The following is a 12,640-nucleotide window of genomic DNA, read 5'->3' on the forward strand; positions in this document are numbered from 1 at the left end:
TACTATAAAAACAAAGAGTTGTGATGCAATGTTGTGCTTTGAAGGCGTATTATTATTGTTGTGCACCAAACTGAGGCCCCAAAATGGTGCTTTGGGTCTCGTGTTGGTGCATTGGCCTATCATTAACCAAATAATGGGGGGGAAACAACCGATAGTTAACAGTTTCGCTTCAATATTGATAACTAACTCTAACTTTTATGATGCATCGTTGTTGCATATGGTGCAGGAATGTTCGATAAGTACGGGAAATGGTCGCAGAACCCGGCGCCCTTAACCAGTAATGTTCTTAACGCAACTGGCTGTCTTTGCTCCCGCGTCGGTTATATAAGCCGCTGTCTGTCTGTTTTTTGTCCAGTTCGGTTTGGCAGGCCAAACAATAACGCACGCCTTTTAACGCTTGCCGGCGCGCCAGCGGAATTTCTTCGCCGCACTCCTGACAATAATGCTCGCTTTCACCTTGACCCAGCGCTTGCCGTGCACGCTGTACAGCGTCATCAACGGTGGAGTCGATCTGATCCTGTACGGCGCCATCCGCCGCCCATCCGTTTGCCATGGTGACCTCACTTCGGTGTCTTCGCCGTATTCCTCTGTACGTAACGCGGCCAATCGCTGTCTGATTAAGTCTACTATGGGCGTTTTTTTGAGCAATTCAAGCGGCGTAAAAAGAAAAACAGGCCGGGATAAAGCCCGCAGCCTGTTTAAACCCCGCGATGCGGGGTGGGGGATAGCCCTTACCTGGGTTTATTCAATATTGGATTCGATAAACCACAGGAATTTGTCCAGATCGCGTGATGCCGCAGTGAACATATCGGCAGTATCTTCATCTTCCACTTCGGAGATGGCCTTGCGAATATCGTTCGCCACTGCGCCATAACGATCCGCCAGCGCTTTCAGATGCTCCTGCACGCTGTGGATGTTGGTTGGATAACTTTTCAGCGGCGTTTTATCGTTCACCACCTGCACGGTACCCAGCGCCACGCCGCCCAGCTGCACGACGCGCTCGGCAAAAGTATCCTGATGATCGGTGATCGCGGTGCGGAACCCGTCCAGCATTTCATGAACGGCGATAAAGTTGGCGCCACGCATGTTCCAGTGCGCCTGTTTGGTGATCAACGACAGGTCAATAAACTGCACTACCTGATGGTTCAGGGCTTTGATCGCGGCCAGCTTCGTTTTTTCGTCCATGTCATTACGGGTGTAAAGCAGATCAGAAGATTTCGTTTTCACCAGTTTAGCGGTACTCATATCAGATATCCTCTTTGTGGGTCGTTGTCCTATTTTTTGTCACGGGGATAATTATAGCAGCCATATTCATTCTTGCAGCGTGAAAATGGCTATTGGATAAATAGGCAATAACGAATGGGAATTTCTAATTAAAAAATGCAGTGCAATAACTTTGGTTTTTTTCTATTAATTGTATGATTTTTAATGGTTTTATTATTTAATGTTCAAAGGGTTTTAACGATTTCAGATAATAATAAAAACGCGGAGACACTTCTCATAATAATTTAATTGTTAAGCAGGATATATTTTGAGGGGGCGATTACCGTGTCGTTGTGTTAATTGGCTGTTAATTCAGGTTGATAGCCTGATAATGGAACGTATAGAATATCTACTCCTCATTTTTATCGCCTGCGAACCTATGAAAATTAACGTGGTTGGAACCAGCGGCAGTGGTAAAAGCACGGTGGCGCGCCAGCTGGCGGGAAAATTTGCTGTGCCTTATATTGAGCTGGATAAGTTGTTTTGGCGGCAGGACTGGCAAGGCACGCCGGATGACGAGTTTTTGGCCCGTCTCGCACAGGTGTTGGGCGATGCGGACAGCGGCTGGGTGCTGGACGGCAATTATACACGAACCAAGCCGATCAAGTGGCGTGAGGTCGATTGGGTCGTATGGGTGGACTACGGGTTCTGCCGCACGCTGTTTCAGGCTGTGCGCCGTGCAGCTACGCGAGCCTGGGCTCGCACTGAATTGTGGCCCGGCACCGGCAACCGCGAGAGCTTTCGCCGTTCTTTTTTCAGTCGCGATTCGATAATTCTGTGGACCCTCAAAACCTACCGTAAAAACCGGGCCAGCTACCTTGATGATATGAATAACGCCCGGTATGGACATATCCGCTTTATTCGGCTGCGTTCACCCGGGCAGACCCTGACGTTTATTCGTTCTTTACCTCAGGGATAATCGGCGACAGCAGCAGGCTGTAATGCACCCTCACCACGGCTTTCTTGATAACCGTTGGGGCATTCAACTGGCATCCGGGTTGATGCGGCTCATAGGGCAAGAAGATGGCGTACATGCCGGGAAACATCTGCAGCGTCTGGCGATGGCGGATGATATCCAACAGTTGCAGATCCCGCGTTTCGTCATAGGGGTGTTCGCTTTGCCAATCGCCCGGCAACCCGTAATCAATGCGTTCCTCGCCGCTGATTAACAGATGAATAGCGGCATATTCCTGATGCAGTTCGGCGCGATTGGCCTGCGCCGGCCCGGTTGTCAGCGTCATTACCTCCATAAAGAGCTTCTCGCCGTCGATTTCATGCCGCCCCAGCGCCAGCTCGGGCAGATCGTATTGACGCAGAGCAGTAAGGGCCTTAATCAGTACTGACGACATTCCACGGCCGTAGCGTGGGTTAAAGAGAGTGTTATAAATCACTTTGGTTCTCCATGTGATCAACCCTGCCGGGTTGGGTTCCATAAAAGCGTTGGTTGTTTCGGGAAAAGTATGCCCGTTTGTCGGTACGAAAACAGTTAACCCGCCAGCATTCCGCTTTAGCCATGCGGGCGTATCAGATTATCAAGACAGTTTTTCGATTTGCGGTTTGGATTTGATGGTCAGAGTCGAGCCCATCGATGCCGCGATAATCGCTGCCAGAGCCAGCCATTGCACCAGTGTCAGGTGCTCATTAAGGAACAGCATGCCCGAAAGCGCCGCCATTGCCGGTTCCAGGCTCATCAGAGTGCCGAAGGTACGCGCCGGGATTTTGGGCAGCGCGATGATCTCCAGTGAATAAGGGAGCGCGGTCGACAGGATCGCTACCGCCAACGCGGTGGGCAGAATATCGACATTAAGCAATACGCTGCCGGCTTGCCAGGCGCCAATCGGGCAGAACACCAAAGCGGCTATCAGTGAACCGACTGCCACCGTTCCCGGCCCGTGATCGCCGCCGGCCTTCTGGCCAAAAATAATATAGACCGCCCAGCAGGCACCCGCGCCCAGCGCACAGGCTGCACCGAAGGGATCGATACTGCCCATGTCATGGCCCAGTGGCAACAGGAACCACAATCCGACCAGTGCCAGCGACACCCATAAAAAGTCTATCGCACGGCGTGAGGAAAACATGGCGACCGCCAGCGGGCCGGTGAACTCCAGTGCCACGGCGATGCCGAGCGGCAGGGTACGCAGCGAAAGGTAGAACAGGTAATTCATGGCGCCCAACGCCAGGCCGTAGACCAGCAGCGGCAGGCGGCTGCCGGCGGCGAAACGCATGCGCCACGGACGGAAGATAATAAACAGAATCAGCGTGCCGATGCTCAGACGCAGCGTGGTGATCCCTTCCGCGCCGACCAGCGGAAACAAGCTTTTGGCCAGCGAGGCACCGCCCTGGATCGATACCATGGCGATGATTAACAAACAGATGGGCAGCAGCGCGGAAGGCGCTTTAGCGGGTGTAGACGCAGACATCCTTATGAGCCTTTTGTTCGCCTTCCACAGCCTTGGGAAGACAGTCGAAATTTGGATGAGGGCAGTGTAAATGAAATGGGGTAAATGTGTCTGCGAAAAGCGTACGAAACGGTAAAAGCTACCGCCTTCAGACGCAAAACAAGCGCATGTGGTCAAAAAGTGCGCATTTATTTCGGAATTGTCTGGATATTAAATAGGTGATTCTTGTCACACAAACGAGTAGAATGCGGCTCGAAAATAGAGCGAAAAGAAGTAGATACACTGTTCTTGAAATCTTATGTTACACGATATAAAGCATTAGACACTCATTTTAAGGCAGAGTTTCACGCTAATTTTTGCTATATTTTCAATGCATGAACAAATGGATTTACTTAAAAATATAACGCGTTTGAGGTGGTTATGAAAAAAATTGCATGTCTTTCCGCAGTAGCAGCCTGTGTATTAGCAGTAACCGCAGGTACCGCATTCGCTGGTCAGAGCACCGTATCCGCTGGCTATGCGCAGGGTGATTTCCAAGGCGTTGCCAACAAAGCCGACGGTTTCAACCTGAAGTACCGTTACGAGTTCGACAACAACCCACTGGGCGTGATCGGTTCCTTTACCCATCTGGAAAAGGACGGCTCTCAGGGCGGTTACTACAACAAAGCGCAGTACAACTCTATCACTGCCGGTCCAGCTTACCGCTTCAATGACTGGGCAAGCATCTACGGTGTGATCGGTGTTGGCTACGGCAAAAACATTGATAATGCACAGAACGGCACCGATCGTAACGGCAGCAGCGACTACGGCTTCACTTACGGCGCTGGTCTGCAGTTCAACCCAATCCAGGAAGTTGCTCTGGACGTAGGTTACGAGCAGAGCCGCATCCGCAGTGTTGACGTTGGCACCTGGATGGTTGGCGTAGGCTACCGTTTCTAAGATTTCTCCATGCCTACGGGCGTGAGCGTGCGGCGCAGTTGGCCGTACCGGATAAAAATCCGCCTTCGGGCGGATTTTTTTTGCCTGAAATTCAGCGTTATTTACCCAGTTTTTGCGCTGGCTGCGATGAGAAGCGGGCGCTGCGAGCATCACGTTCGTAACCCTGAGGTTCCGTGAGAATGCCATATAACGCCGGCCGACGGCCGTGGATCCAGCGACGGCCGGTGCTGAGCGGGATCAGCGACAGATCGAGGTCGGCGATCACCATTTGATCTTCTGCCGCCCAGGTCTCCGCCAGGATACGCCCATAGGGATCGAGGATCATCGCGTTGCCGGTACGCACTTCGTCGTCATCGCGCCCCACGCCATTGCTGAACAGAATAAACAGGCCATTGTCATGAGCACGTGCCGGTAGCCAGCGCATCAGCCAGCCGCGCCCGTGTTCGCCGCGGAATGCCGCCTCTATCGCCTGCGGATTTTCCGCACGCTGCTGCCACAGCGCCAGCGGGATTGGTTTCATGCCGTGCGGGCTGCGCGAGTGGGTGCCGCCGGTCTGGTGCGGTGCCAACAGCACGTCCGCTCCCAGCAGTGCGGTCGCGCGCACGTTTTCCACCAGATTATTGTCCCAGCAAATCAGAACGCCCATCCGCACTCCCCAGGGAGTATCGAACACGGTAAAGCTGTCGCCACTGGCTATCGCCTCATGTTCGAAGGCGTGCAGTTTACGGTGAACGTGAAGATTGCCGTCGGGCAGGCATACGGCGTAGGCGTTGTAATAGTTGCCATCCTCGCCCAGCTCAATCAGCCCGACACCGATTGCCATGTTATAGCGTTCCGCCAGTGGACGAATGCGCGCCAGAGAAGGGCTGCCGGCGATCGGTTCCGCCAGGGCGCCAATCTCGCCGGCACTGAGGTGCCGCACGTGCCAATAGCCGGTAATGCACATCTCCGGAAAGGTTAATACCTGGATCTGTTCGGCGGCAGCGCGGGCGATAAAGCCCTCCATTACCGATAGGTTGTAGTTTTTATCATTGGCGCGATGCTGAAATTGCACCGTCGCGGCGCGCAGAGAGGTTGTCATAAGGTTACCTTTGGCTGTTATCTGGCGTTGATTACAGCAGGCGTATTGATTACTGTATAATCAATTAAATTCTTATATCGATAACCTGGTGGAATGGATATAAAACAACTGCGTGCCTTCGTGGTGCTGGCCGAGCAGGGCAATTACCGTCTGGCCGCGGAGCGGCTGTGCATCACTCAACCGGCATTGAGCAAACAGATACAGGCGCTGGAAACACTGCTGGGGACCCGGCTGTTTAACCGTGGCCGTCAGGGCGCTCAGCTTACCGCCAGCGGGCAGCGGTTGTATCCCGAAGCCCAGACGTTGGTTGACCGGCATTTGCAGTTTCAGCAGCACGCTCTGCGGGTGGTGCAAGGGGCTGCGGGGCGGCTGGCACTCGGGTTTGGCCTGTCCAGTTTCCATTTGGCGCCGCAGTTGGTCGCGGCCTTTCGCCAACGTTTTCCAGCGGTAGCCGTGGGGTTGGAGGATCTGCCTTCGGAGCGGCAATATCAGTTGTTATTGCAGGGAGAATTGCAGGTGGGATTTGTGCGGTTGCCGGTCAGTGCGCCGCTGCGGGCCACAGCGCTGCTGAGCGATCGGCTGGTGTTGGCGGCGCCATCGGCGCTGGCGCTGCGGGCGGAAACCCTGATGGAGCGATTTAACACCTTGCCGCTGTTGCAGCTGACGCCCAAGCGCGGGCGCGGTCTGAGCGATCAATCGCTGCGCTTTATTGCCGCGCATCAATTGACGCCGAATGTCGTGCAGCAGGCCGGCGACATCCAGACGCTGCTGGCGCTGGTCGCCGCAGGCATTGGCGTGGCGCTGTTGCCGCACAGCGTCACCCATATTGTACCGACGGGCATCGATATCTTGCCGCTAAGCGGTGACGCGACCGAATGGCAGGTCGGAATTGCCTGGAATCCGCTGCAGCCCGACGCGTTGCGGGATAATTTTATTCAGGTTGCGCTGGCGACGGTGCCGGCGCCTTAAAGCCCTTGTTCATAATGGGCAGTGCATCACCACAATCGGCTTCTGGTGGTATTCGCTACGGTGGCTTTCGCTAAAGCCGACTTTTTTCGCCAATGCCAGCGAAGGCTGGTTCTCCGGCGAGATAATACACACCGCCTTATCGCCGGGTAAGTGTTCCTTACCCCAGGCCAGCGCTGCCTGCAACGCTTCGGTGGCATACCCTTTGCCCTGCGCCGCCGTTATCAGCGTCCAGCCCATCTCGGGGGCGTCGAGTGCCGGGGTAATAGTGCGCTGGAAGTCGGAAAAACCGATGCCGCCGAGGTAGGCACCGCTGATTTTATCGCGTACCGCCCAGTAGCCATACCCTAATAACGTCCAGTGGCCAACGTACCGCATCAGTCGGCCCCAGGAATCTTCACGATCCCTCGGGGTACCGCCGATATAGCGGACAACGTCGGGATCGGCCCACATGGCGGCCAGCGATTCAAAGTCGTCAAGTGTATGCGCATCCAGGCGTAAACGTTCGGTCAGCAACGGCGGCGCGATGGTGATAGGCGGCATTATTTTTCCTGCACAGAGTCAAAGGCGGTGTGTGGAGTATGCCAGAGAAGTGATATCGCCAGCTATTCGAGGTAAGGCTTTATCCAGCCAAGCCCGGCATCGGTTTCGCCGCGAGGTTTGTATTCGCAGCCGATCCAACCCTGATAACCCATGCTGTCCAACTGTGCGAACAGCCACGGATAATTAAGTTCGCCGTCGTCCGGTTCATGGCGATCTGGCACTGATGCGATCTGAATATGGGCGTAGCGCCCGGCCAGTGAGGTCATCAGGCCGCTGATATTGCCATCTACCAACTGAGCATGGAAAAAATCAAACTGAATGAAAACGTTCGGACGATCGATAGCCTCGACCAACTGCGCGGCCTGGTGTTGGCTGGAGAACAGATAGTGGGGTTTCACCTGTGGGCTGAGGGCTTCGATCAAAACCTTGATGCCGTGTGCGGCGAAGGTCTCGGCGGCATAGCGGATATTGCCGATAAAGGTCTCGCGATAGCGCTGCCAGTCGGCTCCCGGCGGGACCAAACCGGCCATCACGTGCACGCAGGGGCAATTCAGGGCGATGGCGTAGGCCAACGCGCATTCGATATCGGCGTGCGCATCCTGTTCGCGGCCAGGGACGGCGGCCAAACCCCATTCACCGGCTACAACATTGCCCGGAGGGGTATTGAACAGCACCTGTTGCAGATCATGACGCCGCAGCTGTTCCGCCAGCAGTTCGGCTGGATATTCATAGGGAAACAGAAACTCCACCGCCTTGAACCCAGCGGCGGCGGCGGCCTCGAACCGCTCCAGAAACGGCAGCTCGTTAAACATCATCGATAAATTGGCAGCAAATTTAGGCATGTTCCAGCTCCGTAATCCGGTAGTTTCCTCATGGTACAGGGGCAGCATCAGGGGGCAGAAATGATTTTACAGGCGGATATCAGAAAATGAGGTTTAAATAGAAAAACCCCCTGATGGGGGGTAACGCTCTTTTCCTGTTCTGCGCAGAGAACTAGATCCCGCTAAACCAGTTATAGCCCTGATCTTCCCAGTAGCCGCCGGGATTGGTATCGCTGACAAAAATGGCGACGATATGCTTGGCGTTCTTGAAGCCCAGCTTGGTGGGCACCCGCAGCCGCAGCGGATAGCCATAGTCCGCCGGCAGCGCCTTGCCGCCGAAATCCAGCGCCAGGAGGGTCTGCGGGTGCAGTGCGGTGGCCATATCGATGCTGGAGTAATAACGATCCGCGCATTTAAAACCGACGTAGCGGGCATTCATATCCGCCCCGACATGCTGCAGGAAACTGCGCAGCGGTACGCCGCCCCATTGCCCGATGGCGCTCCAGCCCTCGATGCAGATCAATCGGGTTATCTGGCTCTGCTGCGGCAGGCGTTGCAGCTGCTCCAGCGTCCAGGGGGCGGTTTTCTGCACCTTGCCGGAAATTTCCAGCTGATAGCCGGCGAGATCCACCTCCGGGACGTTGTACTCGGGGTAAAACGCGTTGAACGGGAAGGGATGGGTAACCTGATCAGGCCGATAGGTTTGCGCCAGCCGCTGGCCGCTGAACAGCCAGGCCTGCACCCGATCGTTCCAGCGCGACATGGCCCACAGCACTTTATCCACCTGATCGCCGTCCTGCATGTTGCAGCCGGTCAGCATGGCGATGCCGCCCAGCGTCAGGCCGGAGCGCAGCATCAGGCGACGTTGCAGATTGACCAGCTGTTTCTTCTGGTCCGGTTCCAACGCCGGTGTCGAAGGGCGCTGTTGTTTATCATTCATGTTTGCCGCCCGTAATCATTGCCCATAGCGTGCGCGGCACGATAATCACCATGAGCAGGTGAATCACTACGAATAACCCAATGGCGGACATGGCGAAAAAGTGCACGTAGCGCGCGCTGTCAAACCCGCCGAACAGACCCACCAAGCCTGGTAACTGCACGGGTTTCCAGATGGCCAATCCGGAGAGCACCAGCATCAGCCCCAGCGCCAGTACGCCCAGGTACATCAGTTTCTGAATGGCGTTATAGCGGCCATGTTGATGTTTCAGCCGCAGCGTTAGCGCCTGCCCGATTTCGTGCCGCAGCACCTTGACGTTGAGCGGCAGCAGATCGCGCCGGAAATGCCCGCTGAACAGGCTCCACAACAGGTAGCACAGCGCGTTAAAGGCCAGCAGCCACATTACCGCCAGATGCCAGCCAATCGCGCCGCCCAGCCAGCCGCCGAGCGTCATCTGTGGCGGAAAGCGGAAGCCGAACAGCGGTGAGGCGTTGTAGATTTCCCAGCCGCTCATGAACATGCAAACCATGGCGAACAGGTTAACCCAATGGGTGATCCGGACCGGCCAGCGATGCACCGGCCGCGGCGCGTTGGTTTTCATCGTTTTTCCTGAATCACATTGGCGGAACGGTACCGTCTTTGCCGGCGGATATGCGAGTGGCGACGCGTTCGCCTTTCTCGTCAGTGGCGGAGAACAGCACAATGTGCGCGCCCGGTTTCAACAGGCTGCGGTCGCCGGGATCCAGGGTGACAATTGGCACGTCTTCCGGCACGGTGACGGTTTTCTGCTGGTTACCGTAGGTCACGGTCAGCGTGCGGCCGTTGGATTTCACCAGCTTGCCGACGGTGCCGTTGGTCATGGTATCCACCTTGCCGTCGGCGGACTCCCAGGCCGAGTGGCCCTCGCCGGTGCCGCGCAGGCTGGCGGCGAACACGTGCACTTCCAGCGCTTTCAGGGTGCCATCCGCTTGCGGTACGGCGGCGGTGCCGATAAAGCTGTCGGGCTTGATATCGTCCAGCGTGCCCTTGGATACGCTCAGCACCTTGGTTTGATCGTTAAGCTTGACGCTGACCTTTTCCCCTTTACGGTCGGTGAGCTGCAGGCTGCTGTCGGTGACTTGATCGATAGTGCCACGCAGTGGGGCAATGACTTTCCCCGGAGCCGGGGCGGCGGCGGCAATTCCGCTGCACAGCAGCAGGGTGGACAGCAGTAAACCGGCAAAACGATGATGGGTAATCATAATCTTCTCCTTTGTATGGGGTGCCGGTTAAGCATGGTTTAACAAACGGGATAGCACCATGTTGATTTGGCGGATTAATGTCATCAAATTTGTCAGCCGGAGCTGAGGGTATTTTTCGGTAGCAGCGGCATCGACTAGCGCGGTGGTATGGCAAAGCGGAAGCAGGCACCGCTTTGCGCTTGATCCACCAACTGAATATCGCTGCCGTGCAACTGCAGAATACGCCTGACGATCATCAACCCCAGCCCGCCGGTGTGGCGCCGTGTCCCGCTCAGGATAGACGGCCGCACGAACAGATCGGCGCGCAGCTCCTGCGGAATTCCGGGGCCGTTGTCGTTGACCTGTACCAGCACTTTGTCTTCCTGTTGCCACAGCCGCACGTTGATCTCACCGCCCTGCGGCGTATGACGAATGGCGTTGTCCAACAGGTTGGTCAGTACCCGTTCGATCATGCTCAGATCGGCGAACACCAGCGGAATGCCGGGGGCGATGTCAGCGTGCAAACGCTGGTGGCGCGCTTCGGTCGCCAGCTCGAATTTCTGGAATACGTCCTGCACCAGTTCACTGAGAGAGAACGGCTCTTTTTGCGGTTTCACCACGCCGTACTCCAGCCGCGCCAGCTCGAACAGCTCTTGCGCCAGCTTGCCCACCTTGCGGCTCTGCGCCAGCGCGATCTCCAGATAGCGCCGGCGATCGTTTTCGCTCAGCGTGGCGGATTTTACCGACAGCGTTTCCAGATAGCCGTGCAGCGAGGTGAGCGGGGTGCGCAGGTCGTGAGAGATGTTGGCGATAAATTCGCGCCGCTGCTGATCCTGCTGAGAGAGCGACTGCCACTGTTCGGCAAGACGCTGTGCCATGCCGCGAAACGCCTGGTGCAACTGGCTGACTTCATCTCGCCCGGCGTTGGGAAGCGGTTGCGTCGCATAGGCTTGCACCGCGGCGATGCCGCCGTTGTCCAGCGCACTGACCTGGCGAGTGAGTTGGCGAATTGGCCGCGTGACCCAGCGGAAGGCGAAGCCGCCGGCCAGCAGGCCGAACAGCACCACCAGCCCCATCGACCACAGCGCCAGCCTGATCGCCGAGCTGAGCTGGGCGTTGCTGGCCAGTGCGCTGTAGTTCTCGCCCAACAGCACTACATACAGGTAACCTTCGACCCGGCCGTCAACCTTCAGCGGGGCGACACTGAACACTTTTTCTCCGTCGGCGCTGCGCGGATCGTCGCCGTACACCGGCATTTGTGCGCCGTCGAGCAGCGCCTGCAACGGCAACAAGTCGACCTTTTGCCGTTTCAGGTGGCCGGCCGGCGCGGCGTTGCCGATGATATTGCCCCCTTTGTCGAGCAGATAGACCTCTACGCTGGGATTCACCGCCATCAGCTGATCGAACAGAGTATGCACCGACTGCGGGTTCAAACCGTCCTGGCCCAGCAGCGGGTTGCTGGCGGCGATATGCTGCGCCAGGTTGCCGGACAGCCGTTGAATGGTCGCCTGGCTGAACTGGGTGTTGCTGCGCACCTGCAGCCAGCCGGAGAAGGCGCAGCAGAGCAGCAGCAGCAGGGCGAAGATCAGCGTCAGGCGCTGTGTCAGCGTGAGATTTTTCATGTTTTACTCTTGCGGCGACGCCGCGAATTTATAGCCCATGCCCCACACGGTGAGGATGCGCTGGGGTTCCGCCGGGTTGCTTTCTATCTTGATGCGCAGCCGGTTGATATGGGTATTCACCGTGTGTTCATACCCTTCATGCTGATAGCCCCACACCTGATTGAGCAGGCTTAAGCGGGAGAATACCTTGCCCGGATGGCGGGCGAAAAAATACAGCAGGTCGAACTCGCGCGGCGTCAGATCGATCGGCTGCTGATTCAGTTGCACCTCGCGGGCGATGGGATCGATGGTCAGGCCGTCAAAGCTCAGCGTGCCGGCGTCCAGGCGCAGGTTACGGCTCATCGCCTCCTGGCGGCGGAACAGCGCCTTGACTCGCGCCACCAGCTCCAGCATCGAGAAGGGCTTGGCCAGGTAATCGTCAGCACCAAGCTCCAGCCCCAGCACGCGGTGCACCTCGCTGGAACGCGCGCTGGTGATGATGATCGGCGTGTAGCGTGTCATATTGCGTGCCCGGCGACAGATCTCCAGCCCATCGACGCCCGGCAGCATCAGATCGAGGATCAGGGCGTCCCAGCCGCCCTGTTCCAGCATCGCCATGCCCAGATTGCCGTCGGCGGCGTGGCTGATGCTGTAGCCCTCATCGCGCAGGTGCAACTGCAGCAGTTCGGCGATATCGCCGTCATCCTCAACGATTAAAATTCTCTTTGGTTTTTCCATCTTTTTCCGCCACCGATGACCCGCTTCTCTCTGAAGTCTACACAAGCGCCGTGCATGGAGTTATCACATTTTATTTAACTTTGCGTGAGGTCTTGGGGAACAAATTCGCGAAATACTTGGCTCATCGCCACC

Annotated in this window: 15 protein-coding genes; 3 read left to right on the top strand and 12 right to left on the bottom strand. The window is 56.5% G+C overall.

Features of this window, described 5'->3' with window-relative positions:
• Positions 1-286 precede the first annotated feature (286 nt).
• Positions 287-553 (bottom strand): DksA/TraR family C4-type zinc finger protein, encoded by a 267-nt coding sequence (locus JEM67_RS08205; protein ID WP_013812120.1) that lies wholly within the window; start codon positions 551-553, stop codon positions 287-289.
• A gap of 188 nt (positions 554-741) precedes the next feature.
• A complete protein-coding gene (dps, locus tag JEM67_RS08210; protein WP_006324338.1) occupies positions 742-1,245 on the bottom strand; it encodes a DNA starvation/stationary phase protection protein Dps in 504 nt (167 codons plus the stop codon).
• Between the two features lie 397 nt (positions 1,246-1,642).
• On the opposite strand from dps, the gene JEM67_RS08215 reads away from it, so the two are divergent.
• Positions 1,643-2,182 carry an adenylate kinase gene (locus JEM67_RS08215; protein ID WP_199635562.1) on the top strand — a complete coding sequence of 180 codons (540 nt, stop codon included), beginning with the start codon at positions 1,643-1,645 and terminating at the stop codon, positions 2,180-2,182.
• Here the strand turns inward: JEM67_RS08215 and nanQ are convergent.
• Complete coding sequence (nanQ, locus tag JEM67_RS08220) at positions 2,157-2,654, bottom strand: N-acetylneuraminate anomerase (protein WP_199635286.1); 498 nt, start codon at positions 2,652-2,654, stop codon at positions 2,157-2,159. The genes JEM67_RS08215 and nanQ overlap by 26 nt on opposite strands.
• A gap of 141 nt (positions 2,655-2,795) precedes the next feature.
• Positions 2,796-3,683 carry a threonine/homoserine exporter RhtA gene (rhtA, locus tag JEM67_RS08225; protein WP_199635284.1) on the bottom strand — a complete coding sequence of 296 codons (888 nt, stop codon included), beginning with the start codon at positions 3,681-3,683 and terminating at the stop codon, positions 2,796-2,798.
• A 399-nt stretch (positions 3,684-4,082) separates the two neighbouring features.
• Here rhtA and ompX point away from each other — a divergent pair, with 399 nt between their 5' ends.
• Positions 4,083-4,601 (top strand): outer membrane protein OmpX, encoded by a 519-nt coding sequence (ompX, locus tag JEM67_RS08230; protein ID WP_013812125.1) that lies wholly within the window; start codon positions 4,083-4,085, stop codon positions 4,599-4,601.
• 97 nt (positions 4,602-4,698) lie between these two features.
• Here ompX and JEM67_RS08235 read toward each other — a convergent pair whose 3' ends face one another.
• Positions 4,699-5,682 carry a nitrilase family protein gene (locus JEM67_RS08235; RefSeq protein WP_013812126.1) on the bottom strand — a complete coding sequence of 328 codons (984 nt, stop codon included), beginning with the start codon at positions 5,680-5,682 and terminating at the stop codon, positions 4,699-4,701.
• Positions 5,683-5,775: 93 nt separating this feature from the next.
• On the opposite strand from JEM67_RS08235, the gene JEM67_RS08240 reads away from it, so the two are divergent.
• Positions 5,776-6,651 carry a LysR family transcriptional regulator gene (locus tag JEM67_RS08240; protein WP_199635282.1) on the top strand — a complete coding sequence of 292 codons (876 nt, stop codon included), beginning with the start codon at positions 5,776-5,778 and terminating at the stop codon, positions 6,649-6,651.
• 9 nt (positions 6,652-6,660) lie between these two features.
• On the opposite strand, the gene JEM67_RS08245 is transcribed toward JEM67_RS08240, so the two are convergent.
• The 7 genes from JEM67_RS08245 to JEM67_RS08275 all read right to left on the bottom strand — a co-directional run bounded on the left by JEM67_RS08245 (position 6,661) and on the right by JEM67_RS08275 (position 12,508).
• Positions 6,661-7,191 (bottom strand): GNAT family N-acetyltransferase, encoded by a 531-nt coding sequence (locus tag JEM67_RS08245; protein WP_199635281.1) that lies wholly within the window; start codon positions 7,189-7,191, stop codon positions 6,661-6,663.
• 62 nt (positions 7,192-7,253) lie between these two features.
• A complete protein-coding gene (locus JEM67_RS08250) occupies positions 7,254-8,033 on the bottom strand; it encodes an HPr family phosphocarrier protein (protein WP_199635279.1) in 780 nt (259 codons plus the stop codon).
• Positions 8,034-8,184: 151 nt separating this feature from the next.
• A complete protein-coding gene (locus tag JEM67_RS08255; RefSeq protein ID WP_199635277.1) occupies positions 8,185-8,952 on the bottom strand; it encodes a molybdopterin-dependent oxidoreductase in 768 nt (255 codons plus the stop codon).
• Positions 8,945-9,550 carry a cytochrome b/b6 domain-containing protein gene (locus tag JEM67_RS08260; RefSeq protein ID WP_199635275.1) on the bottom strand — a complete coding sequence of 202 codons (606 nt, stop codon included), beginning with the start codon at positions 9,548-9,550 and terminating at the stop codon, positions 8,945-8,947. Before JEM67_RS08260 ends, JEM67_RS08255 begins: the two co-directional genes overlap by 8 nt.
• A gap of 13 nt (positions 9,551-9,563) precedes the next feature.
• Positions 9,564-10,190: a hypothetical protein gene (locus tag JEM67_RS08265; RefSeq protein WP_199635274.1), complete on the bottom strand. Its 627-nt coding sequence runs from the start codon at positions 10,188-10,190 to the stop codon at positions 9,564-9,566.
• Positions 10,191-10,324: 134 nt separating this feature from the next.
• Positions 10,325-11,791 (bottom strand): HAMP domain-containing sensor histidine kinase, encoded by a 1,467-nt coding sequence (locus tag JEM67_RS08270; RefSeq protein ID WP_199635272.1) that lies wholly within the window; start codon positions 11,789-11,791, stop codon positions 10,325-10,327.
• 3 nt (positions 11,792-11,794) lie between these two features.
• A complete protein-coding gene (locus tag JEM67_RS08275) occupies positions 11,795-12,508 on the bottom strand; it encodes a response regulator transcription factor (RefSeq protein WP_199635270.1) in 714 nt (237 codons plus the stop codon).
• Positions 12,509-12,640: the final 132 nt, after the last annotated feature.

The sequence above is a fragment of the Serratia sp. PAMC26656 genome (assembly GCF_016469055.2).
Lineage (GTDB): Bacteria > Pseudomonadota > Gammaproteobacteria > Enterobacterales > Enterobacteriaceae > Serratia > Serratia plymuthica.

Bases quoted from the DNA above. Each gene is read 5' to 3' on its own strand.
- JEM67_RS08255 (WP_199635277.1), bottom strand. From the start codon at position 8,952: ATGAATGATAAACAACAGCGCCCTTCGACACCGGCGTTGGAACCGGAC.
- rhtA (WP_199635284.1), bottom strand. From the start codon at position 3,683: ATGTCTGCGTCTACACCCGCTAAAGCGCCTTCCGCGCTGCTGCCCATC.
- JEM67_RS08250 (WP_199635279.1), bottom strand. From the start codon at position 8,033: ATGCCTAAATTTGCTGCCAATTTATCGATGATGTTTAACGAGCTGCCG.
- JEM67_RS08215 (WP_199635562.1), top strand. From the start codon at position 1,643: ATGAAAATTAACGTGGTTGGAACCAGCGGCAGTGGTAAAAGCACGGTG.
- JEM67_RS08205 (WP_013812120.1), bottom strand. From the start codon at position 553: ATGGCAAACGGATGGGCGGCGGATGGCGCCGTACAGGATCAGATCGAC.
- JEM67_RS08235 (WP_013812126.1), bottom strand. From the start codon at position 5,682: ATGACAACCTCTCTGCGCGCCGCGACGGTGCAATTTCAGCATCGCGCC.
- ompX (WP_013812125.1), top strand. From the start codon at position 4,083: ATGAAAAAAATTGCATGTCTTTCCGCAGTAGCAGCCTGTGTATTAGCA.
- JEM67_RS08270 (WP_199635272.1), bottom strand. From the start codon at position 11,791: ATGAAAAATCTCACGCTGACACAGCGCCTGACGCTGATCTTCGCCCTG.
- JEM67_RS08275 (WP_199635270.1), bottom strand. From the start codon at position 12,508: ATGGAAAAACCAAAGAGAATTTTAATCGTTGAGGATGACGGCGATATC.
- JEM67_RS08260 (WP_199635275.1), bottom strand. From the start codon at position 9,550: ATGAAAACCAACGCGCCGCGGCCGGTGCATCGCTGGCCGGTCCGGATC.
- dps (WP_006324338.1), bottom strand. From the start codon at position 1,245: ATGAGTACCGCTAAACTGGTGAAAACGAAATCTTCTGATCTGCTTTAC.
- JEM67_RS08245 (WP_199635281.1), bottom strand. From the start codon at position 7,191: ATGCCGCCTATCACCATCGCGCCGCCGTTGCTGACCGAACGTTTACGC.
- JEM67_RS08265 (WP_199635274.1), bottom strand. From the start codon at position 10,190: ATGATTACCCATCATCGTTTTGCCGGTTTACTGCTGTCCACCCTGCTG.
- JEM67_RS08240 (WP_199635282.1), top strand. From the start codon at position 5,776: ATGGATATAAAACAACTGCGTGCCTTCGTGGTGCTGGCCGAGCAGGGC.